We start from the raw sequence: 21,042 nt of genomic DNA, 5'->3' as shown, positions 1-21,042 counted from the left end.
CCCATGCTGAAAGAGACAATAAAAAACTTCGTCGGCCGTCTGTTCTCCAGCCCGGCGCGCGGCCCGGAGCGCCTGACGCGCGACAAGCACGGCATCGATCGGCGCAACGTCTCGCGCCACGCCATCAAAGTCTGCGAAGTGCTGCACCAGAAGGGCTTCGATGCCTACATCGTGGGCGGCGCCGTCCGCGACCTCATCGTCGGGCTCGAACCCAAGGATTTCGACGTCGCCACCAATGCCACGCCCGAACAGATCCGCCCCCTGTTCCGGCGCGCCCGCATCATCGGCCGCCGCTTTCAGCTCGTGCACGTGGTCTTCGGACAGGAAATCATCGAAACCTCCACCTTCCGGGCTCCGGCCGAGGCGGGCGACCAGGAAACCGACGAGCACGGACGCATTCTGCGCGACAATCTGTTCGGCACCCACGAGCAAGACGCGGCGCGGCGCGACTTCACGCTCAATGCGCTGTACTACGACCCCATCAACGAAGTGGTCATCGACTACCACCGCGGGGTCGCCGACCTGAAGAAACGCGTGGTGCGCATGATCGGCGACCCCGACACCCGCTTCCGCGAAGACCCCGTCCGCATGCTGCGCGCCGTACGCTTTGCCTGCAAGCTCGACGGCACCGTCGATCCGGCCACGATGGCGCCCATCGCCAAACTGGCGCCGCTCATCCAGAACGTGCCCGCCTCGCGCCTGTTCGACGAAATGCTCAAGCTGCTCACCTGCGGCCATGCCATGAACTGCCTGCGCCAGCTGCGCGAGCTGGGGCTGCTTCAGGGCATGCTGCCGGTGATCGACACACTGTTCCAGACGCCGGAGGGCGAAGAATTCGTTTCCCTGGCGCTCGAACGCACCGACGCGCGTGTCCGTTCCGGCAAATCGGTCAGCCCCAGCTTCCTGTTCGCCGCCCTGCTCTGGAAGCTCGTGGACAAGCGCTGGGCCGAAATCACGGCCCATGGCGAACACCCCGTCCAGGCGCTGGTGCTGGCCGCCGACGACGTCATCGACCGGCAAACCCGCACCCTGGCCATCCAGCGCCGCTTCCAGGCCGACATGCGCGAAATCTGGTTCATGCAGCCGCGTTTCGAACGGGCTTCGCCGCGGACGATCTGGCGCATGCTCGATCACCAGCGGTTTCGCGCCGCGGTCGACTTCCTGCAGCTGCGCGCCGAGGCACGCGAGGTCGACAGCGTGCAGGCGCAGTGGTGGATGGATCTCGCCAACGCGGACAGCAACGACCGCGCGCACATGATCGACGAATACCAGCGCCAGAATGCGGGCTCCGCTTCCAGCAAGCCCCGCAAGCGCCGTCGCCGCCGCAAGCCGGCCGCCGCGAGCTCCGACGGCGCGCCGGCCTGACGCCGCGCACGTCGATCCGGATCCGCCCCGCTCATGCCTTTTGAAACGCCCGATACCGAGCCTGATGCAGCGTGGGTCACGGTCTATGTCGGCCTGGGCGCCAACCTGGGCGAAGCGCGGCAAAGCCTGCTGCAGGCGGCGGAGCAACTGGCCTGCACCGAGGGCATCGGCGAACTGAGGCTTTCCCCCCTATACCGGACCGCCCCGATCGAATCGAGCGGCCCCGATTACGTCAACGCCGTCGCCTCGCTGCGCACCCGCCTCGAGCCGCATGCGCTGCTGGACGTGCTGCAGTACATAGAACAACTGCATGGACGCGAGCGCCCCTATCGCAATGCGCCGCGCACGCTGGACCTTGACCTGCTGCTGTACGGCGCGCAGCGCATCGACACGCCGCGCCTGGCCGTGCCGCATCCGCGCATGCACTTGCGGGCGTTCGTATTGCGCCCCTTGTGCGACCTGGCGCCCGACATCAAGCTGGAGGGCAAGAGCCTGCCCGAACTTCTGAAGGCGTGCGCCGATCAGCCCCTGCAAGCGCTGCCCTGAACCCGCAAGGCTCTCGAATGAACAAGGCGGCCAGGTCTATGGAGACCTGGCCGCCTTGGCGTTCTGAATCCGTCGCTTGGGCCGCGCTCAGGCGGGAACGACCGGAATCTGCGCGATGCGGGCCGCCCATTGCTTGGGCCCGGTCTCGTGCACCGACGTGCCGCTGGCGTCCACCGCCACCGTCACCGGCATGTCCTTGACGTCGAATTCGTAGATGGCTTCCATGCCCAGGTCTTCGAAGGCCACGACCTTGGCCCCGCGTATCGCCTTGGACACCAGGTAAGCCGAGCCGCCCACCGCCATGAGATAGGCCGAGCCGTGCTTGCGGATGGACTCGATGGCCGCGGGACCTCGCTCGGCCTTGCCTATCATGGAGATCAGGCCGGTCTTTTCAAGCATCATGTCGGTGAACTTGTCCATGCGGGTGGCCGTGGTGGGGCCCGCCGGGCCCACGACTTCCTCGCGCACCGGATCGACCGGGCCCACGTAGTAGATGACCCGGTTGGTGAAGTCCACCGGCAGCGGTTCGCCCCGCTCGAGCATCTCCTGGATGCGCTTGTGGGCGGCGTCGCGTCCCGTGAGCATCTTGCCCGACAACAACAGCGTCTGGCCCGGCTTCCAGCTGGCGACCTGCTCTTTGGTGAGCGTGTTCAGATCCACCTGCAGCGACTTGTTGTAGTCGGGCGCCCAATTGACGTCGGGCCAGTCGGACAGCGCGGGCGGCGCCAGCTGCGCGGGACCGGAGCCATCGAGCACGAAATGCACGTGGCGGGTGGCGGCGCAGTTGGGAATCATGGCCACGGGCTTGGAGGCCGCATGGGTAGGGAAGGTATTGATCTTGACGTCCAGCACGGTGGTGAGCCCGCCCAGGCCCTGGGCGCCTATGCCCAGCGCGTTGACCTTCTCGTACAGTTCGATGCGGAGCTCTTCGAGCTTGTTGCCGGGGCCTCGAGCCAGCAGTTCGTACATGTCGATGTCGTCCATCAGGGCCTGCTTGGCCATCAGCATGGCTTTTTCGGCCGTGCCGCCCACACCGATGCCCAGCATGCCCGGCGGACACCAGCCCGCGCCCATCTGAGGCACGGTCTTGAGCACCCAGTCGACCAGCGAATCGCTGGGATTGAGCATGACGAACTTGGTCTTGTTCTCGGAACCGCCGCCCTTGGCCGCCACCTGCACGTCCACCGTGTCGCCGGCGACGAGCTCGACGTTCACGATACAGGGCGTGTTGTCGCGCGTGTTCTTGCGCGTGAAGAGCGGGTCGGCCAGCACCGACGCGCGCAGCGGGTTGTCCGGATTGGTGTACCCCTGCCGCACGCCTTCGTCACAGAGCTCTTGCAGGCTGCGCTGGGAGTCCAGGCGCACGTTCATGCCTATCTTGAGAAATACGTTGACGATGCCGGTGTCCTGGCAGATGGGCCGGCGCCCTTCCGCGCACATGCGCGAATTGGTCAGGATCTGGGCGATGGCGTCCTTGGCGGCCGGGCTTTCTTCACGCTCGTAGGCGCGCGCCAGGTGCTGGATGTAGTCGGCGGGATGGTAGTAGCTGATGAACTGCACCGCGTCAGCCACGGATTGGATCAGGTCGTCTTCTTTGATGAGGGTCGTCATAACGGTCTAGGTCGTACAAATGTGAAGCGCCGCGCCCTGGGGCGGCACGGCCGCAGGATTGGACTGCTATTTGCCCGTCCAGACGGGCTTGCGCTTCTCGGCGAAAGCCGTGGCGCCTTCTTTGGCGTCGGCCGACGCGAAAATGGGCGCGGTGCGCGGGCGCTGCAGATCGAACATATCGGATTGGCGCCAGTCTTTCGAGGCCGAAATGATTTCTTTGGCAGCCTGCACGGCCAGCGGGCCGTTCTCGGCGATGACGCGGCCCAGCGCCAGCGCGCCTTCCAGCGCCTTGCCCGGCTCGACCAGGCGGTTGACCAGGCCGAAATGATGGGCGCGCTGGGCGGGCAGCATTTCACCGGTCAGAATCACTTCGAGCGCGATGTGATGCGGAATGCGCTGCGGCAGGCGCAGCATGCCGCCCGAGCTGGGCACCAGCCCGCGCTTGGTCTCGGGCAGGCCGAAATTGGCGTTCTCGGCCGCGACGATCATGTCGCAGGCCAGGGCGAGTTCACAGCCGCCTGCCAGCGCGTAGCCTTCGACCGCGGCGATGAGGGGCTTGCGGGGCGCTTTCTCGCACAATCCGCCGAAGCCGCGGCCCTCGACCAGCGGGCGCTGGCCGGTGGCGGCAAAAGCCTTCAGATCCATGCCCGACGAGAATGTGCCGCCTGCGCCGGTGAGTATGCCCAGCGCCAGGCTGTCGTCCGCGTCGAGCCGCTCGAATTCTTTGGCCATGGCAAGCGCGGTTTCGTAGTTGATGGCGTTGCGGGCCTCGGGGCGGTTGATCGTAATGACGAGCACGCCGTCGACGACGTCCGTCTTGACTAGATCCGACATAGATAGGTCTCCATGGGGCCGCGGGCGGGCGCGGCAAAGCAGAAAATTGGCGATAACCCAGTATCATACGACCAATGCCCTCTTCACGAAAATCGGCGCATCGGCCCCGTCCGCAGCCGCCGTTCCCCACCGCCGCCGGTTCGCCGCCGCGAACCACGCTAAAATTGAAAAATTTTGCGGCTTTTCGCTTTACTGGCTCTTGCTCATGCTCACCTTTCAGCAAATCATCCTGAAACTCCAGCAATACTGGGATCAACAAGGCTGCGCCCTTTTGCAGCCCTACGACATGGAAGTGGGCGCCGGCACCTCTCACACGGCGACCTTCCTGCGGTCCATCGGCCCGGAGCCCTGGCGCGCGGCCTATGTGCAACCCTCGCGGCGCCCCAAGGACGGCCGCTACGGCGAAAACCCCAACCGCCTGCAGCACTATTACCAGTACCAGGTGGTGCTCAAGCCCGCCCCGCCCGAGATCCTCGATCTGTACATCGACTCGCTGCGCGCCCTGGGCATCGATCCCACGCAGCATGACATCCGCTTCGTCGAAGACGACTGGGAGAACCCCACGCTCGGCGCCTGGGGCCTGGGCTGGGAGGTCTGGCTCAACGGCATGGAGGTGACCCAGTTCACCTACTTCCAGCAGGTGGGCGGCCTGGACTGCAACCCCGCGACGGGCGAGATCACCTATGGCCTGGAGCGCCTGGCCATGTATCTCCAAGGCGTCGAAAGCGTCTATGACCTGGTGTGGACCACCGGCCGCGACGGGCGTCCCGTCCTGTATCGCGACGTTTTCCATCAGAACGAAGTCGAGCAGTCGACCTACAACTTCGAGTACGCATCAACCACCATGTTGTTCGCCCATTTCAACGACTACGAGGCAGAGGCCAAGCGGCTCATAGAAGTGCCTCTTGCGCTTCCTGCCTACGAGGCAACGCTCAAGGCCGCCCACACCTTCAACCTGCTGGACGCCCGCGGCGCCATCAGCGTGACCGAGCGGGCCGCCTACATCGGCCGCATCCGCAACCTGTCGCGCAGCGTCGCCCAGGCCTATTACGATTCGCGCGAACGGCTCGGCTTCCCCATGCTTGCCGCGGAGGCCGCGCAATGAGCCAGGCCGAAACCCGCCCCCTGCTGGTCGAACTGCTGACCGAAGAGCTTCCTCCCAAGGCGCTGCAGAAGCTGGGCCTGGCCTTTGCGGAAGGCATACGCGGCGTGCTCGAGAAAAAGCGCCTGCTCGGCACCGGCTGCCGCGCCGTCGATTTCGCCACGCCGCGGCGCCTGGCCGTGCTGCTGGACGCCGTGCTGGCCCAGGCACCCGAAGAGCGCTACAGCGAAAAACTCATGCCGGCCAAAGTGGGGCTGAGCGAAAACGGCGCAGCCACGCCGGCCCTCGTCAAGAAATTGGCAAGCAAAGGCCTGCAGCATTTGCAGCCCTCCGATCTCGCACGCGAATCGGACGGCAAGCAGGACTATCTCTATGCCCAGGGCGTGGCGGCGGGCGCCCTGTTGGCCGACGGCCTGCAAGAGGCCCTGGACACGGCCATCGCCAACCTGCCGATTCCCAAGGTGATGCGCTACCAGCTGGCCGACGGCGTCACGTCGGTCAAGTTCGTGCGCCCTGCGCATGGACTGGTCGCCCTGTGGGGCAGCGACGTCGTTCCCGTACGGGCCTTGGGCCTGCAGGCGGGCCGGCGCACCGCCGGCCACCGCTTCATGGGCAGCCAGGACATCGACATCGCGTCGGCCTCTGCGTATGAAGCACTGCTTCAGGACGAAGGCATGGTCGTGCCCGCCTTCTTGCGGCGCCGCGACGACATCCAGGCGCAGCTCGACCAGCACGCCTCGCGCCTGAACGCGACGCTGGGCGACGACCCCGAGGTCGCGGCGCTGCTGGACGAAGTCACCGCACTGGTTGAGCATCCCACGGTCTATGCCGGGCAATTCGACCCGCGCTTCCTGGAAGTGCCGCCCGAGTGCCTGATCCTGACGATGCGCCTGAACCAGAAATATTTCCCGCTGTTCGATCCCGCCACCGGCAGGCTCACGCATCGCTTCCTCATCGTCAGCAATATGCGGGTGGACGACCCCGTCAACATCGTCCAGGGCAACGAGCGGGTGGTGCGCCCCCGCCTGGCCGATGCCCAGTTCTTCTTCGAGACGGACCGCAAGCAGCCGCTGGCCGAGCGCGTGGCGGCGCTGGCCGACAGCGTCTATCACAACAAGCTGGGCTCGCAGCTGCAGCGCAGCGAACGCGTGCGCAAGATCGCACTCTATCTCGCCGGGCGGCTGGGCGCCGACGCCGCGCTGGCCGATCGCGCCGCCCTGCTTGCCAAGGCCGATCTGGTCACCAACATGGTGGCCGAATTCCCCGAACTGCAAGGCATCATGGGGGCCTATTATGCGCAAGCCGATGGCGAACACGCCGATGTGGTCGCGGCCTTGCGTGGACAGTACCGCATCCGTCTGGACCAGGCTGTCGACGCCGCCTCGCTGGTCGGCGCCATTCTGTTCATCGCCGAGCGCGCCGAAGCCCTGGTGGGAATCTGGGGCATCGGTCTCGTGCCCACCGGCGAGCGCGACCCCTATGGGCTGCGCCGCGCGGCGCTGGGCCTCATCAGCGCCTTCGAGCAATTGAGCGCGGGCGGTTATTTATCGGTGCCGGACGACTCGCGCCTGACCATTGACGGACTGCTCGATATCGCTGCCGGCACCTTCTCGCAGTTCGGCATCGACGCGCAAGCTCCCCAAGCCGTCAAAGGCTTCATCTACGAGCGCTACCGCAACCAGCTCAACACGGATCACGACAAGAACGTCGTCGAGGCCGTGCTGGCGCCCGAGCCCCCCTTGCACGAGGTGCGCGCCCGTATCGAGGCCTGCTCCAGCTTCGCCCGGCGGCCCGAAGCCGAAAGCCTGGCGGCGGCCAACAAGCGCATCGGCAACATTCTCAAGAAAAGCGACGAAGCTTCCGCCGAAGTCGATCCGGCCAAGTTCACGGAGGACGCCGAACGCGACCTGGCCCAGGCCATTGCGCAGATCCAGCCGGCCGCGCAGGCACAGTTCCGGCAGGGCGACTTCACGGGCAGCCTGGCGACACTGGCCCAGGCCAGGTCCGCTGTCGACAGCTTCTTCAATGACGTCATGGTCATGGCCGACGACCCGGCCGTACGGGCCAACCGGCTCGCCTTGCTGCAGGAGCTGCACGCCACCATGAACCAGGTCGCCGACCTTTCAAGGCTTGCATCGTGAAGCTGGTCATACTCGATCGCGACGGGGTCATCAACCACGACAGCCCCAGCTTCGTCAAGAATCCGGCCGAATGGGTGGCGCTGCCCGGCAGCCTCGAAGCCATCGCCCGCCTTTCCCAGGCAGGCTGGAGGGTGGTCATCGCCAGCAACCAGTCCGGCCTGGCGCGGGGCCTGTTCAACATGGAAACGCTCAATGCCATCCATGCCAAGATGCGCACCGAGCTGGCCCAGTTGGGCGGCCACGTGGATTCCATCTTCATCTGTCCGCATGGCCCGGACGACAACTGCCAATGCCGCAAGCCCAAGCCGGGCATGTATTTGGACATTGCGCGGCGCTACGACGTCAGCCTGAAGAACGTGCCGGCAGTCGGCGATTCGCTGCGCGACCTGCAAGCCGCCGCCGAGGCGGGCTGCACGCCCTGGCTGGTATTGACCGGCAATGGGCTCAAGACGCGCGACAGCGGCGAACTGCCGCCCGGCACTCAGGTGGCCGACGACCTGGCCCGGATCGTCGACCGCTGGCTCGAAGCCTAGCGCTTACAGACAGGCACGAGGCAAGCGACCAGACATGCGAATAATCGACTATCAGACCGCGATGCGCAGTCGCGAAGGACTCTAGCCATGGCGGCGCTGCGTTCGGCCCTGTTCCTGCTGTTCATGATCGTCACGGTGATCCCCTACGCCGTCGCGTGCCTGATCTGGGCGCCCCTGCCCTTGAAGTGGCGCTATCGGCTGACGGTCGGCTGGCCCCGCATGGTCATGTGGGCGGGCCGCATCATTACCGGCATGCGCTGGCGCGTCAAAGGCTGGGAGAACCTGCCCGACTGCCCGGCGGTCGTGCTGAGCAAGCATCAGTCCGCCTGGGAGACCCTCTTCCTGCCGGCCTATTTGCCGCGCGAAGTCTGCTTCGTCTACAAGAAAGAGCTCAACCGCATTCCGTTTTTCGGCTGGGGCCTGGCCCTGCTGCGCATGATCCCCATCGACCGCAGCAAAGGACGGGACGCCTTCGAACAGGTCGTGCGGCTCGGCCAGCAGCGCCTCGACGAAGGCCGCTGGCCCCTGCTGTTCCCCGAAGGCACGCGCGTTTCCCCCGGCAGGACGGGCCGCTATAAAATGGGAGGCGCGCTGCTGGCCACCCGAACCGGCGTGGTGGTGGTGCCCATCGCGCACAATGCGGGCGAATGCTGGCCCAGAAATTCCTTTGTCAAAAGGCCGGGCCTCATCACCGTCTCCATCGGCCCTCCCATCGAGACCGCCGGGCTCGATGCCGAAGAGGTCAATCGCAAGGTTCAGAACTGGATAGAGAATGAAATGCGCCAGCTCAACCCGGAACGCTATGCCGCTCGGGAATAAGCAGCTCAGCCTGTTCGAGCCGGGCGATGCCGCACCCGTTGCGCCGCCTCCGGCGCCTCCCCGCAAAGCCGCCCCGAGCGAGGCGCCCATTCCCACCGTCCGTCCCCCCTCGCTGCCTTCGGGCGCCCGCTGGCGCGAAGTGCAGACCAGCCAGCAAATCATCGGATTCGTGCTGCGCCGATCGCGCCGCAAAAGCATCGGGCTGGTCATCAATGACGACGGCCTGCAGGTGACTGCGCCCAACTGGGTCACGTTGGCGCAGATCGACGCCGCGGTACAAGAAAAAACGCGCTGGATACTCGACAAGCTGCGCTGGCGCCACGAACGCCAGCAGCACCTGGCCATGGTGGACACGCACTGGAAAGACGGCGCACGCGTCCCTTATTTCGGCCGGCGCATCGAACTGGGCCTGGGGCACCCGGGCCATGCCCATGTATTCAGCGGCCAGCGCTTCGCCCCGCAAGACGGCGACCGCCTGCTGCTCGCCCTGCCCGGCGATGCCGATCATCTGCGCGTGCGCGACAGCGTTCATGCCTGGCTTCAAGCGGGCGCCACCGAATGGTTCGAACAGCGCATGAATCACTTCCTGGCGGCCAGCGGCCTCACCATCAAGCGCTGGCGGCTGTCGTCGGCCAGCACGCGCTGGGGCTCATGCAGCAGCGATGGCAGCATCATGCTGAATTGGCGCCTGATCCACTTCGGGCCCGACGTCATCGACTACGTCATCGTCCACGAAATCGCGCACCTGCGCCAGATGAACCACAGCAAGGATTTCTGGCGCGAGGTCGGCCGCATCCTGCCGGGTTTCGAGCCGGCCCGCGATGCGCTGCGCCGGCACGACCCGGCTTCCCTGCCACTGATCTGAATCAAGGAGAACGAAATGCGTTTACTTCACACCATGCTTCGCGTCGGCGACCTGGAGCGCTCATTGGCCTTCTACACCGAAGTGCTGGGCATGAAGCTGCTGCGGCGCAAAGATTACCCGGACGGCAAATTCACCCTCGCCTTCGTGGGCTACCAGCCCGAAAGCGAAGGCGCCGTCCTGGAATTGACGCACAATTGGGACACCTCGTCGTACGAGCTGGGCGCCGGCTATGGCCACATTGCGCTGGAAGTCGACGACGCCTATGCAGCCTGTGAGAAGATCAAGCAGAAAGGCGGCCGCGTGGTGCGCGAGGCCGGCCCCATGAAGCACGGCAAGACCGTCATCGCCTTCGTCGAGGACCCGGACGGCTACAAGGTCGAACTGATCCAGGCCGATTCGCGCGTGGATTAGGCGCTTTGGGCGGCCGCCAAAGCCGCCGGCTCCTGCTCTTCTCCGGCGCGCCCGTCATGGATGCAAATGACGGCATCCGCCAACGATACGACGTCCTCTTCATCGTGCGTGATCAGCAACATGGGTATGCCCAGCTGGTCGAGCAATTCGCTCAATTCCTGTCGCAGACGCCGGCGCAATGAACGGTCCAGGGCGGCAAAGGGCTCGTCCAGGAGCAAAGCGCGGGGTTCGGCCACTAGGGCGCGCGCCAGCGCGGTCCGCTGGCGTTGCCCGCCCGACAATTGTTCCGGATACTGGTTCGCCACCGACTCGAGGTGAAAGGCCTCGATCCAGCGCGAGACCGCCTCATGCCGGGGGCCGCGGCGGGGATTGGCCAGGCCGCGATGCAGGCCGAACGCGATGTTCTGGACGACGGTCAGATGGGGAAACAGGGCGTAGTCCTGAAAGACATAGGCCAGGCCACGGCGCTGCGGCGAAAGATCGATCTTCCGCCGCCGGTCGTACAGGCTTGCGCCGCCCAGGCGGACATGGCCGTCGTCGGGCGTTTCCAGCCCCGCGATCATTTTCAGTGTCAGGCTCTTGCCGGCGCCCGAAGGCCCGAACAGCACGAGCTTGTGCGTATCGCTCCGGAACTGTACGTCCAGTTCGAAACCGTGGGTCCGCCCCACGAAGCGCTTGCGCAGATCCACATCCCAGATCATCGATGCATCCTCACGATCGCCCGGGAACGCGGCCCGGCACCAGCCTTCCCGCCGCCAGAAGCACCACGATGCAGGTCAGCGACGTGACCAGCACGAGGAAATTGGCCAGGCCGTCCTGCCCTGCCTGCACCGCCTCGTAGACGGCGATGGACAGGGTTTGTGTCTTGCCGGGGATGCTGCCCGCCACCATCAGCGTAGCGCCGAATTCGCCGGCCGCGCGGGCGAAGGCCAGCAGCAGGCCCGCCAAAATGCCGCGCCAGGCAAGCGGCAGGGTCACGCGGAAAAAGATCGCCAGTTCGCCGACGCGCAGCACTCGCGCCGCCTGCTCGTATTGCGGATCCACCACCTCGAAGGCGGCGCGCGCCGACTTGAACGTCAGGGGAAAGGCGACAATGGCGGCGGCCAGCACCGCCCCCTGCCAGGTGAAGATCAGGTTGATGCCGAAGGTGGACATCAGCCACTCGCCGACGGGACCGTTGCGGCCCACCAGCACGAGCAGGTAATAGCCCATGACCGTGGGCGGCATGACCATGGGCAGGGTCAGAATGGCGTCGAGCAGGTCGCGCCCCGGAAACCGCGTGCGCGCCAGCAGATAGCCCAGGACAACGCCAAAAATCAGGTTGAGCAGGGTTGCCCAACCTGCGACCTTGAGCGTCAGGCCCAAAGGAATCCATGCATCCGCCATGTCCGGCCATCAAGGCTTGCCGAAGCCGTACTTGGCCAGCACGGCCTGGGCTTCATCAGTGTGAACGAAATCGACGAAGCGCTTTGCCGCGTCGGGGTTGGCGCCGCTGGCCACAGGTGCAATGGGGTACAGGATGGGAGCCTCGGTAGGAGCCGTGAACGCCACTTTGACCTTGTCGGGCATGATGGCCGCGTCTGTGGCATAGACGAAGCCGGCGTCGACCTCGCCGCGCGCGACATAGTCCAGCGCCTGGCGCACGTTCTGTGCGCCGATCATCTTGGGTTCGATGGCCGCCCAGAGCCCGGCCTTTTCGAGCACGGCCTTGGTGTAGCGCCCGACCGGTACGCTGGCCGGCAGGCCGATGGCGATGCGCTCGTAGGCCGGCTTGGTCATGTCCTCGAGCGAAGCCGGCGCCGCGCTGCTTTGCACGGGCACAATGACCACGAGCGCATTGGAAACGAAATCGCTGCGCTGATCCGCCTTGATCAGGCCCTGCTCCTGCGCCTGGTTCATGGTGATCTGATCGGCGCTGGCAAAGACGTCGACCGGCGCGCCCTTGGCGATTTGCTGCAGCAAGGCGCCCGAACCGGCAAAGTTCAACTGCACTTTGGTGTCGGGATGCTTGGCTTCGTATAAGGGAGCCAGTTCGCGAAAAGCGTTGGTCAGGCTGGCGGCCGCCGATACAGTGAGTTCGGCGGCCATGGCCTGCAAGCTGAACAACAAGCCAAAAACGAGAATCGGAAGTCGAATCATGGTCCGGTCGGGAAAAGTGTGACGAATAAACCGCAATATACAGACATATACTGCGCTTGTCACGCCGGCCCGTGTCGATCCACGCCCTCATCAAGCTCGTAGGAACGGCCGCGGCCTGCCCGCCGGTTCCGGCAGACCGGTTCCCGACTCCGCTCCGGCGCAGCCGGCCGGTCAGTGTCCTGAACGGGCAAACTCGTCCGCCGCGAAGTCATCCACCTGGATGACGCGCGCTGCGGCTTTCTCGGCCTCTTCCAGGACTTGCGCCTGCTGGTCGCTGATGGCGCCTTTGGCATGCGCAACGCGCCAATCCTTGAGGCCGCTGTGCCTAACGCTGTCCATGAGAGGCTGCGCCTTCACGACCAGATCGAAGGCCTGCTCCAGATCTTCCACAGCCCGGCCGTTGCAGTTGCTCCAGACCTCGCCAACCAGCCGCATGCGCGCCTCGCTGGGTTCGAGGAGAATCTGCGCGCAGCCCGCCAGCGCCGCGTCGGTAGGCGGCCGCACCCGGGTGAACGGAGGCAGGACCATCAGCCGCAACAAGCCGGCCAGCCAGCGCGATGGATAGTTGTGCAGAATATCGTCGATGCGCTTCTCTATGGTCGAAAACCCCTGGAACGCGCATACCTTGACCAGCGGCAGATCGGCCTCGTGCTGCCCTTCGTCGTGCCAGCGCTTGAGCATGGCCGACAAGAGATAGAGTTCGGCAAGAATGTCGCCCAGGCGGGCCGACAGCATCTCGCGGCGCTTGAGCGAGCCGCCCAGGCTCAATACCGTCATTTCGGACAGCACCGAAAACGCCGCGGCGTAGCGGTTGATGCGGCGATAGAACGGCGCTGCGCGGCCCACGCCCTTGGGCGAGGCGGCGAAAAGCGCGCCGCTCCATGCGTGGCCGATTGCCCTCAGCATGGTGCCGGCGCTGTGTCCGATATGCTTCCAGATCAGCCCGTCGAAGGCGTCCATGCCGGCTTCCTGGTCGCTGTCGGCCAGGGCCTGCAGCTCTTTCATCAGATAGGGATGGGCCCGGATGGCGCCCTGGCCGAATACGATGAGGTTGCGCGTGACGATGTTGGCCCCTTCGACCGTGATGCCCACGGGCAATGCGCGATACAAGCCGCCCAGGTAGTTGGAGGGGCCGTCGATGACCGCCTTGCCGGCATGCACGTCCATGGCGTCATTGACCGACTGCCGCATGCGCTCGGTCGCGTGCAGCTTCATGATGGCCGACACCACCGAAGGTTTGTGGCCCATGTCCAGCCCCGAGCAGGTAAAGCGCCTCGCGCCTTCGACCAGATAGGCATTGGCCGCCGTGCGGCCCAGCTTCTCCTGCACGCCTTCGAATTTGCCTATGGGCACGCCGAACTGCGTGCGCACGCGCGCGTAGGCGCCCGCCGTATGGGCGGCGAATACGCAGGCCGCCGCGGCAAGCGATGGCAGCGAGATGCCGCGCCCGGCGGCCAGCGCGCTCATCAGCATGGCCCAGCCGTGCCCCGCCTTGTCGATGCCGCCGATCAGCGCATCCAGGGGCACGAAAACGTCTTTGCCCTCGTTGGGCCCGTTCTGAAAGGCCTGCATGGCGGGCAGATGGCGCCGGCCTATCGTGATGCCGGGCAGGTCGGTGGGCACCAGGGCCACTGAAATGCCCAGATCGGTCTTGTCTCCGACGAGGTGGTCGGGATCGTACAGCTTGAAGGCGAGGCCGAGCACGGTCGCCACCGGGCTGAGCGTGATGTAGCGCTTGCGCCAGTTGAGCAGAATGCCGATCTGCTCGACTCCGTCGACCACGTGCCGGCAAATGACGCCCGTGTCGGTCATGGCCGCGGCATCGGAACCCGCCTCGGGGCTGGTCAGCCCGAAGCTGGGAATCTCCTGGCCCCTTGCCAGCCGGGGCAGCCAGTGGTCGCGCTGCGCCTGGGTGCCGAACTGCATCAGCAGCTCGCCGGGCCCCAGGGAATTAGGCACCATGACGGTGACCGCGGCGGTGACGGACTGCACCGAAATCCGCCGCACCACCTCGGAATGCGCGTAAGCCGAAAACCCCAGGCCGCCATACTCGCGCGGGATGATCATGCCGAAAAAGCCCTGTTCTTTCAGGACGCTCCAGACCTGCGGCGGAAGGTCGTATCGATTCCAGGAGATGTCCCAATCGTCGAGCATGGCGCAGAGCCGCGCCACCGGACCATCGAGAAAAGCCTGTTCATCGGGCGACAGCTTGGCCGGCGGAGTGGCCAGGAAACGGTTCCAGTCGGGCCGGCCCGAAAACAGTTGCGCATCCCACCAGACGTCGCCCGCCTCGATGGCCTCCTGCTCGGTGGCCGACAGGCGCGGCATGGCGCCCTGCGCCATGCGGTACAAGGGTTCGGTCAGCCATTTGCGGCGCCAGCGCCGCCAATCCCATTCCATGAGCCACCTCGATAATTGATCAAGTTCGATTATCCCTCATTAGCGCCACAGGCCCTAGCGTCGGCAAACACCGACAGCGTTGCGGGACGGCAACCCGGCGGCCGCGAAACCGAACGGCGCCGGGAAGTAAACCGTGCCCGGCGCGAGAGACTCTGCGACAATCCTGGTATTTGACCACGCGCTGAAGCGCAGGCCTCGCCCATGCTCAACACCCTTTGGTTCGCATTCTTCATCGTGGCCTTGCTGGCCGGCCTGTACCAATGGATATTCCTCCACGATCCCGAGGTTTTTTCCCGTATCGTGCTGAGCCTGTTCGACATGGCCGAACTGTCGGTCCAGCTGATGATATTGCTGTTCGGCACGCTGACGCTGTGGCTGGGCTTTCTTCGCATCGCCGAAGGGGCGGGCCTCATCCAGCTGCTGTCCAGAGTCCTGTCTCCGCTGTTCGCCCGGCTGATGCCCGGCGTACCCCGGGGCCATGAAGCGATCGGCCTGATCACCCTCAACTTCGCCGCCAACGGCCTGGGGCTGGACAACGCCGCCACGCCCATCGGCCTGCGCGCCATGCATTCCCTGCAGACGCTCAACACCGAGCCGCGCACCGCCAGCAATGCGCAGATCCTGTTCCTGGTGCTGAATTCGTCCTCGCTGACCCTGCTGCCCGTCACCATCTTCATGTACCGCGCGCAGCAAGGTGCGCCCGACCCTGCCATGGTGTTCCTGCCCATACTGCTGGCCACCTCGGCTTCCACACTGGCCGGCTTATTGTCCGTGGCCTTCATGCAAAGGCTCAGGCTCTACGACCCGGTCGTGCTGGCCTGGCTGGGCGGTGCGGTCGTGCTTCTGGGCACATTCATGGCAGTGCTGGCCACGCTTTCGGCCACCGCCATCGGCGCCTTGTCGTCCTTGATGGGCAACCTGACGCTGTTCGGCATCATTGCCGTCTTTCTCATCGCCGGCTATCTGAAGAAAGTGCCCGTCTACGAGGCCTTCATAGAGGGCGCCAAAGAAGGCTTCGACATCTCCAAGAACCTTCTGCCTTATCTGGTGGCCATGCTGTGCGCCATCGGCGTGCTGCGCGCCTCCGGCGCCTTGGACGCCGCGCTCGACGCGTTGCGCTGGGCGGTGTCCGGCGCGGGCTGGGATACGCGCTTCGTGGACGCCATGCCCACTGCGCTGACCAAACCCTTTTCGGGCAGCGCCGCCCGGGCCATGCTCATCGAGACCATGCAGCACTTCGGGGTGGACAGTTTCCCCGCGCTGCTTGCGGCCACCGTGCAGGGCAGCACTGAAACCACCTTCTACGTGCTCGCGGTCTACTTCGGCGCAGTCGGCATACAGCGCGCCCGCCACGCCGTCGGATGCGCCCTGCTGGCGGACCTGGTGGGCGTACTGGCCTCGATCGGCGTGTGCTACTGGTTCTTTGGCTGAGCCGGCTTTCCGAGCCACGCCCACCTGCCTGCCTGGACTTTGCCGTCCCGTGCGGCGGCTTTCCGGAGTCGACGAACGCTAAACGCCCGCATCATGAAGGTGATCGGCCAGAGCGATGAACTGGCCCACCGACAACTCCTCGGCGCGCGCGGTCTCGGACACGCCCACGGCGTCCCAGTCGATGAGTTTGGCCCAGTCGCCCAGCCCCCTGCGCAGCATCTTGCGCCGCTGGGCGAACGACCTGGTCACGACCTGGGCGAAACAAGCCTCGTTCTTCGCCCGCGGACGCTCCGCCGGAAGCGGCTTCATCCTGACCACCGCCGACACGACGCGCGGAGGCGGATCGAAGGCCTCGGGGGGCACGTCGAACAGCTTGACCATGTCGTAGCGCGACTGCAGCATGACCGACAGCCGTCCGTAGTCGGAAGTGGCGGGTTCGGCCACCATGCGGTCGATCACTTCGCGCTGAAGCATGAAGTGCTGGTCGAGCACATGTTCGGCGCTGTCCATGAGATGAAACAGCAAGGGACTGGAAATGTTGTAGGGCAGATTGCCCACGATGCGCAGGCCGCTGCCGAGCCGGGCAAAATCGACCTGCAGCGCGTCGGCCTGCACCACCGTCAGGCGTTCGGGGGAATGCTGGCGCAACAGGCGCGCCGCCAGGTCCCGGTCGATCTCGACGACCGTGAGGTGCTCCAAGGCCTGCAGCAAGGGGCCGGTCAGGGCCGACAGGCCCGGCCCGATCTCGACCACGCGGTCCGATGCGGCAGGCGCGATCGCCCGCACGATGGCGTCGATCACGCCCTCGTCGACCAGAAAATGCTGGCCGAAACGCTTGCGCGCCTGATGCTGGGCCATGCCCGAATCAGCGCGGGCGCCGGCTGGATTGAGGATCCAGGCGGTTGTCGATGTAGGCCTGGCCACGCAGCTGGCTGAGCCAGTCTTCGAAGGCCGGTTCGACCCGGCGCTGGAACAGGGCCTGACGCGCCTGCATGCGGCGGTATTCGTCTTCCATGTCCTTTTCGCGCCGCTCTTCGACCCGGATGAGATGCCAGCCGAACTGCGTAAGGACCGGTTCGCTGACCTGGCCCGGCTGCAAGGCGTTCATGGCCTGTTCGAAGGCGGGCACGGTCTCGCCGGGCGTGAGCCAGCCCAGGTCGCCTCCCTGGGGCGCCGAAGCGTCCTCGGAATAAAGCCTGGCCAGCTCCTCGAAGTTTTCGCCCATGGAGAGGCGGTGGCTCAGTTGCCGCAGGCGCTCGAGAGCGCGCTCTTCGGTCATGGCCGGGGTGATCTTGATGAGAATGTGGCGCGCATGCGTCTGCGTGACCATCATCGGCCCCTCGGGCGCGGGGGACCGCTGCGGCTCCGCCACGGACGCCGGCGCCTGCGCCTGCTGCGGCTCTTGGCCGCGCGTCACCACTTTCAGGATATGGAAGCCATTGCCGCTCTGGATGATGTCGCTGACCCCGCCCGTCTGGACATTCTGCGCGGCCTGCAGGAAGAGGTCCGGCCATCCTTCCGGCGGCCGGACGCCGAGGTCGCCGCCTTGCAAGGCTTCGGGAGCATCCGACGACGAAGCGGCCAGGCTTGCGAAGTCGGCGCCGCCGCGCAGGCGGGCGAGCAGCTCTTCGGCCTTGCCGCGCAAGCGCTGCACTTCGGCGGCCGGCGCCCCCTCGGGCACGGCGACCAGGATCTGCGCCAGCCCCAGCACGCTGGGCTGGGCCTGCTGGGGCGGCTGAGCCTGTCCGCGCTGCTGTCCCAACGAACTGAGGCCCGAGCGCTTCTGGGTTTTCAGGAAGGCGTCGACGTCGGCGTCGGAAATATGGATGTTTCGGTCGACGGTGCGCTGGCGCAATTGATCGACCATGACTTCGTGGCGCAGGTCCTTCAGGTAGTCGGCCCACGATACGCCGGAACGCTCGATTTCAGCGCGCAACTGCGCCACCGTCATGCGGTTGCGTTGGGCGATGACCTCGGCGGCCTGCTGGGCGCCGGCTTCGGTCACCTGGATGTTGAGCCGTTCGGCCTCCTGGCTCAGCAGCGCGTCGGTGATCATGCGTTGAAGCACCTGGCGGCGCAGAATCTGCTGGTCCGGCACGGCGATGTTCTGCTGCTTGAGCTGGGCCTGCGCCTTCTGGGCTTCGATGTCCACCTGACGCAGCGTGATGACCTGCTTGTTGACCACGGCGGCGATGCCGTCGACGGCCTGGTGCGCGGGGGCGTTCGCGGCGGACGGCTGAGCCTGTCCCGCGGCCGTCTGCTGGGCGGCGGCGGACGCGGTGGCGCCCAGCAGCACGAGCAGCAAAGACGCGAGCCGGCGCGTCATGGTCGGACTACGCATTATTCGTACCTCTCGAAGGTGGTTTTTTCAGGTATGGGAGGAGTGACCGTCTGGTAACCATTGATGGTGCGTGACAGCATCCCCATCGGATCGGTGCCCAGCGAACCCAGCCCGCTAAGCTCGAGCTGGAAGAACACCGCCGTATTGGCATCCTGCTCGGACACCGCATAGCGTTGATAGACGACGCGCGCGGCCCAGCAGCAGTCTCCTTTGTATTCCAGGCCGAATATCGACTGTGTGGATCGTTTCTCTTGTAAAGAATAGTCCACTCGACCCAGCGCATACAACTTGTTGTGCAAGGGCCACTGGCCGTATACGGAGACTTGTTCCCTGCTCCTGTCCACGTACCAGGACTCGTCGACGATGGATGGATTGCTGATCTGGCTCGGATCTCGTTCATAGCGATAGGAGGTGGCGAGCATGGCCAGCCGCTGAGGCTGCCACCTGAAACCCGCCGACATGCGGTTGCGGTCGCGGTTCTCGGGGTTGAACTGGGCATCGAAGCGCACGTCGAGCTTATCGGTCAGCGCAGCGGTTGCGCCCACCAGGTAGTCCGACTTGGTGTTGGTACGCGGTCGGGCTCCCGGCAGGGTGACCTTCTGGTCTTCAAAGTAGATGCGCTGCGCCGCCGAAAGCGACAGGCGCTCGAAGCCGGTATCTTCGTCCAGCCAACGCGTGGTCAAACCCACGGTAACCTGATTGGCGTTGGCGATGCGGTCCCAGCCGCCGCTGAACAGATTCTCGTCGAAAGCCTGCGAGAAATTGAAGGTGGCAAGACTGGTGTCGAACACCGGCAACGTCGATTGGTCGCGATACGGTACGTATAGGTAATAAACGCGCGGCTCCAGTGTCTGGATAGAATCGTTGCCAAAAAGGGTGGTCTCGCGCTCGAAGGTCATGCCCGAGTCGAGCGACAACAGGGGCACGGCGCGAGACTGAGTACGAGGCGTGCCCGGCACGATGCCGGTGATCGGGTCGCGCGCCAAGGTGAAGCCGTTCCAGTGAGTGGTGTACTGGCTCAGATGCAATGCCGCCTTGGGCGTCACATACCAGCCCGGACGCACAATTGGATAGGAAATCGCGTTGTAGGAACTCAGGCGCGTACCATCGTACGCCTGATAAGGAAAGGTGGGCCGGCTGTCGAGGTTCTGGCTGGGAAACATATCCACGACGCGCGACCTGAATTTGGGCATCGAGAACTTGGTCGCATAGTTGTCAGTCGCTACATCAAAGCCCCCCCAGTTGTAGCGCGCGCCGCGCACATAAAACTCGGGAAGCTTGTCGAACTGTGGCCGGCGATAGGTCGACGTGCGATCCTGCAAAGTCTGATACGTATACGTCTGGAGATAGGCTTGCCAGTAAGGTGAGCCGCTCCAATTCAGTCGCGCGATGCTTGGAAGCGCGTCAATAGTCGCTTCGTTCAACCCAAAAGTTGTGAAATCCCGGAAATAATCATCGTCCGACACACGGCGCACATCGAAATACGCGCTGAACCCGCCCCCGAGACTGTGGCGATGCTGCCACCAGTACATCCAGCGCTGATCCTCGGTAAGCTTGTCGCGGTTCAGGTAGGTGCCCGTCAACTGGCCGTTGTAGCCACGCCCCAGATAGCGAAACTCGGCGCCCAGCTGCAGGCCCCGCTTGGCCATGTAGCGCGGCGTCAGCGTCAGGTCATAGTTGGGCGCCAGGTTGAAGTAATACGGCAGCGTGAATTCCAGGCCGCTGTTGCTCGAACCACCGTAGGTGGGCAACAGGAAGCCCGACTTGCGCTCTTTGCGCAGCGGAAACGACAGATAGGGCGAAGCCAATATGGGCACGCCCTTGAAATACAAGACGGCGTTGCGCGCCACACCCTCGTTTTCGTCGAAGTCGAAATCGACCCGGGGTGAGGTGATGTACCAGGGCGGGTTCTCGCAGGGGCAGCCCGCATAGCGGGCCGAATTCAGCCGCATCTGACTGCGGCTGAATATGTCGGCTTTTTCGGCCGTGCCCGAGCCGCCATCGGCGCCCAGCCAGAAATTGGGATCGTTGACCTCGCCGGTTTCGGCATCGACGTTGTAGCTGAGTTCGGGGCCGCGCACGATATTGCCTTCGCGCATGATGAGGCCGTTGCCCCGCACATTGACCTGCCCCGTCTCGCGCTGATAGTCGATGTGGTCTCCCTTGACGACGGAATCGATGCGCCGCACCTCGGCGTTGCCGGTGAGGATCACCTTGCCGTCCTCGTCGGTCTCCATCTTGTCGGCCACCAGGATGGACGTCATCTCGTCCTCGCCCAACTGGGTATGCAGCCGGAGCTTGGGGGAGACGATCAGCGCACCCGTCTCGGCCGACGCGGCGGGGGCCGTTTGGGCCTGAGCCGTCGACGCAAGGCCGAACACGAGAAGGATTGCCCACCAGACCACACGCACGAGTACTTTGTCCCCTGAAAACAGACCATATTTTGGCATAACTGCCGACGTGGAAATGACCGGCAGCCAAGTATTATAGAGAAGCCGCACGGC

Annotated in this window: 18 protein-coding genes; 9 read left to right on the top strand and 9 right to left on the bottom strand. The window is 65.1% G+C overall.

Annotated features, from left to right (window positions below; all coding sequences use genetic code 11):
• Positions 1-3: 3 nt before the first annotated feature.
• Positions 4-1,365 carry a polynucleotide adenylyltransferase PcnB gene (gene pcnB / locus CSC67_RS07355; RefSeq protein ID WP_118993882.1) on the top strand — a complete coding sequence of 454 codons (1,362 nt, stop codon included), beginning with the start codon at positions 4-6 and terminating at the stop codon, positions 1,363-1,365.
• Between the two features lie 33 nt (positions 1,366-1,398).
• On the top strand, positions 1,399-1,911 hold the full coding sequence (folK, locus tag CSC67_RS07350) for a 2-amino-4-hydroxy-6-hydroxymethyldihydropteridine diphosphokinase (RefSeq protein ID WP_118993881.1): 513 nt from the start codon (positions 1,399-1,401) through the stop codon (positions 1,909-1,911).
• Between the two features lie 87 nt (positions 1,912-1,998).
• On the opposite strand, the gene CSC67_RS07345 is transcribed toward folK, so the two are convergent.
• Together CSC67_RS07345 and CSC67_RS07340 are read right to left on the bottom strand one after the other, a co-directional pair.
• Entirely contained in the window at positions 1,999-3,522 is a 1,524-nt protein-coding gene (locus CSC67_RS07345; protein WP_118993880.1) for a fumarate hydratase, read from the bottom strand.
• 66 nt (positions 3,523-3,588) lie between these two features.
• Positions 3,589-4,356 carry a crotonase/enoyl-CoA hydratase family protein gene (locus CSC67_RS07340; RefSeq protein WP_118993879.1) on the bottom strand — a complete coding sequence of 256 codons (768 nt, stop codon included), beginning with the start codon at positions 4,354-4,356 and terminating at the stop codon, positions 3,589-3,591.
• A 205-nt stretch (positions 4,357-4,561) separates the two neighbouring features.
• Here CSC67_RS07340 and glyQ point away from each other — a divergent pair, with 205 nt between their 5' ends.
• From glyQ to gloA, 6 genes are all read left to right on the top strand, one after another.
• Positions 4,562-5,461 (top strand): glycine--tRNA ligase subunit alpha, encoded by a 900-nt coding sequence (glyQ, locus tag CSC67_RS07335; RefSeq protein ID WP_118994331.1) that lies wholly within the window; start codon positions 4,562-4,564, stop codon positions 5,459-5,461.
• Complete coding sequence (gene glyS, locus CSC67_RS07330; protein WP_118993878.1) at positions 5,458-7,599, top strand: glycine--tRNA ligase subunit beta; 2,142 nt, start codon at positions 5,458-5,460, stop codon at positions 7,597-7,599. Before glyQ ends, glyS begins: the two co-directional genes overlap by 4 nt.
• Entirely contained in the window at positions 7,596-8,132 is a 537-nt protein-coding gene (gene gmhB / locus CSC67_RS07325) for a D-glycero-beta-D-manno-heptose 1,7-bisphosphate 7-phosphatase (protein WP_118993877.1), read from the top strand. Before glyS ends, gmhB begins: the two co-directional genes overlap by 4 nt.
• Before the next feature lie 87 nt (positions 8,133-8,219).
• Positions 8,220-8,951 carry a lysophospholipid acyltransferase family protein gene (locus tag CSC67_RS07320; protein WP_118993876.1) on the top strand — a complete coding sequence of 244 codons (732 nt, stop codon included), beginning with the start codon at positions 8,220-8,222 and terminating at the stop codon, positions 8,949-8,951.
• The gene (locus CSC67_RS07315; RefSeq protein ID WP_118993875.1) at positions 8,935-9,816 is read left to right on the top strand and encodes a M48 family metallopeptidase; all 882 of its coding nucleotides are present in this window, start codon (positions 8,935-8,937) and stop codon (positions 9,814-9,816) included. Before CSC67_RS07320 ends, CSC67_RS07315 begins: the two co-directional genes overlap by 17 nt.
• Before the next feature lie 15 nt (positions 9,817-9,831).
• Entirely contained in the window at positions 9,832-10,227 is a 396-nt protein-coding gene (gloA, locus tag CSC67_RS07310; RefSeq protein WP_118993874.1) for a lactoylglutathione lyase, read from the top strand.
• Here gloA and CSC67_RS07305 read toward each other — a convergent pair.
• From CSC67_RS07305 to CSC67_RS07290, 4 genes are all read right to left on the bottom strand, one after another.
• Positions 10,224-10,928 (bottom strand): ATP-binding cassette domain-containing protein, encoded by a 705-nt coding sequence (locus tag CSC67_RS07305; RefSeq protein WP_118993873.1) that lies wholly within the window; start codon positions 10,926-10,928, stop codon positions 10,224-10,226. The two genes, gloA and CSC67_RS07305, sit on opposite strands and share 4 nt — an antisense overlap.
• A gap of 10 nt (positions 10,929-10,938) precedes the next feature.
• Positions 10,939-11,613 (bottom strand): molybdate ABC transporter permease subunit, encoded by a 675-nt coding sequence (gene modB / locus CSC67_RS07300; RefSeq protein ID WP_118993872.1) that lies wholly within the window; start codon positions 11,611-11,613, stop codon positions 10,939-10,941.
• A 9-nt stretch (positions 11,614-11,622) separates the two neighbouring features.
• The gene (gene modA / locus CSC67_RS07295) at positions 11,623-12,366 is read right to left on the bottom strand and encodes a molybdate ABC transporter substrate-binding protein (protein WP_118993871.1); all 744 of its coding nucleotides are present in this window, start codon (positions 12,364-12,366) and stop codon (positions 11,623-11,625) included.
• 171 nt (positions 12,367-12,537) lie between these two features.
• Positions 12,538-14,766 carry an acyl-CoA dehydrogenase gene (locus CSC67_RS07290; protein WP_118993870.1) on the bottom strand — a complete coding sequence of 743 codons (2,229 nt, stop codon included), beginning with the start codon at positions 14,764-14,766 and terminating at the stop codon, positions 12,538-12,540.
• A gap of 201 nt (positions 14,767-14,967) precedes the next feature.
• Between CSC67_RS07290 and CSC67_RS07285 the strand changes: the two genes are divergently transcribed.
• Positions 14,968-16,197 carry a spore maturation protein gene (locus tag CSC67_RS07285; RefSeq protein WP_118993869.1) on the top strand — a complete coding sequence of 410 codons (1,230 nt, stop codon included), beginning with the start codon at positions 14,968-14,970 and terminating at the stop codon, positions 16,195-16,197.
• Positions 16,198-16,275: 78 nt separating this feature from the next.
• On the opposite strand, the gene rsmA is transcribed toward CSC67_RS07285, so the two are convergent.
• Genes rsmA through CSC67_RS07270 form a run of 3 tightly spaced genes read right to left on the bottom strand, consistent with a single transcriptional unit; the run spans position 16,276 to position 20,949 of the window.
• Positions 16,276-17,055 (bottom strand): 16S rRNA (adenine(1518)-N(6)/adenine(1519)-N(6))-dimethyltransferase RsmA, encoded by a 780-nt coding sequence (rsmA, locus tag CSC67_RS07280; protein WP_118993868.1) that lies wholly within the window; start codon positions 17,053-17,055, stop codon positions 16,276-16,278.
• Positions 17,056-17,062: 7 nt separating this feature from the next.
• Complete coding sequence (locus tag CSC67_RS07275) at positions 17,063-18,541, bottom strand: peptidylprolyl isomerase (protein ID WP_209304301.1); 1,479 nt, start codon at positions 18,539-18,541, stop codon at positions 17,063-17,065.
• Positions 18,538-20,949 (bottom strand): LPS-assembly protein LptD, encoded by a 2,412-nt coding sequence (locus tag CSC67_RS07270; protein WP_209304300.1) that lies wholly within the window; start codon positions 20,947-20,949, stop codon positions 18,538-18,540. Before CSC67_RS07270 ends, CSC67_RS07275 begins: the two co-directional genes overlap by 4 nt.
• Positions 20,950-21,042 lie beyond the last annotated feature (93 nt).

It is taken from the genome of Pusillimonas caeni, assembly GCF_003545815.1.
Taxonomy (GTDB): Bacteria; Pseudomonadota; Gammaproteobacteria; order Burkholderiales; family Burkholderiaceae_B; genus Pusillimonas; species Pusillimonas caeni.
This window is presented reverse-complemented; position numbering and strand designations above follow the sequence as displayed.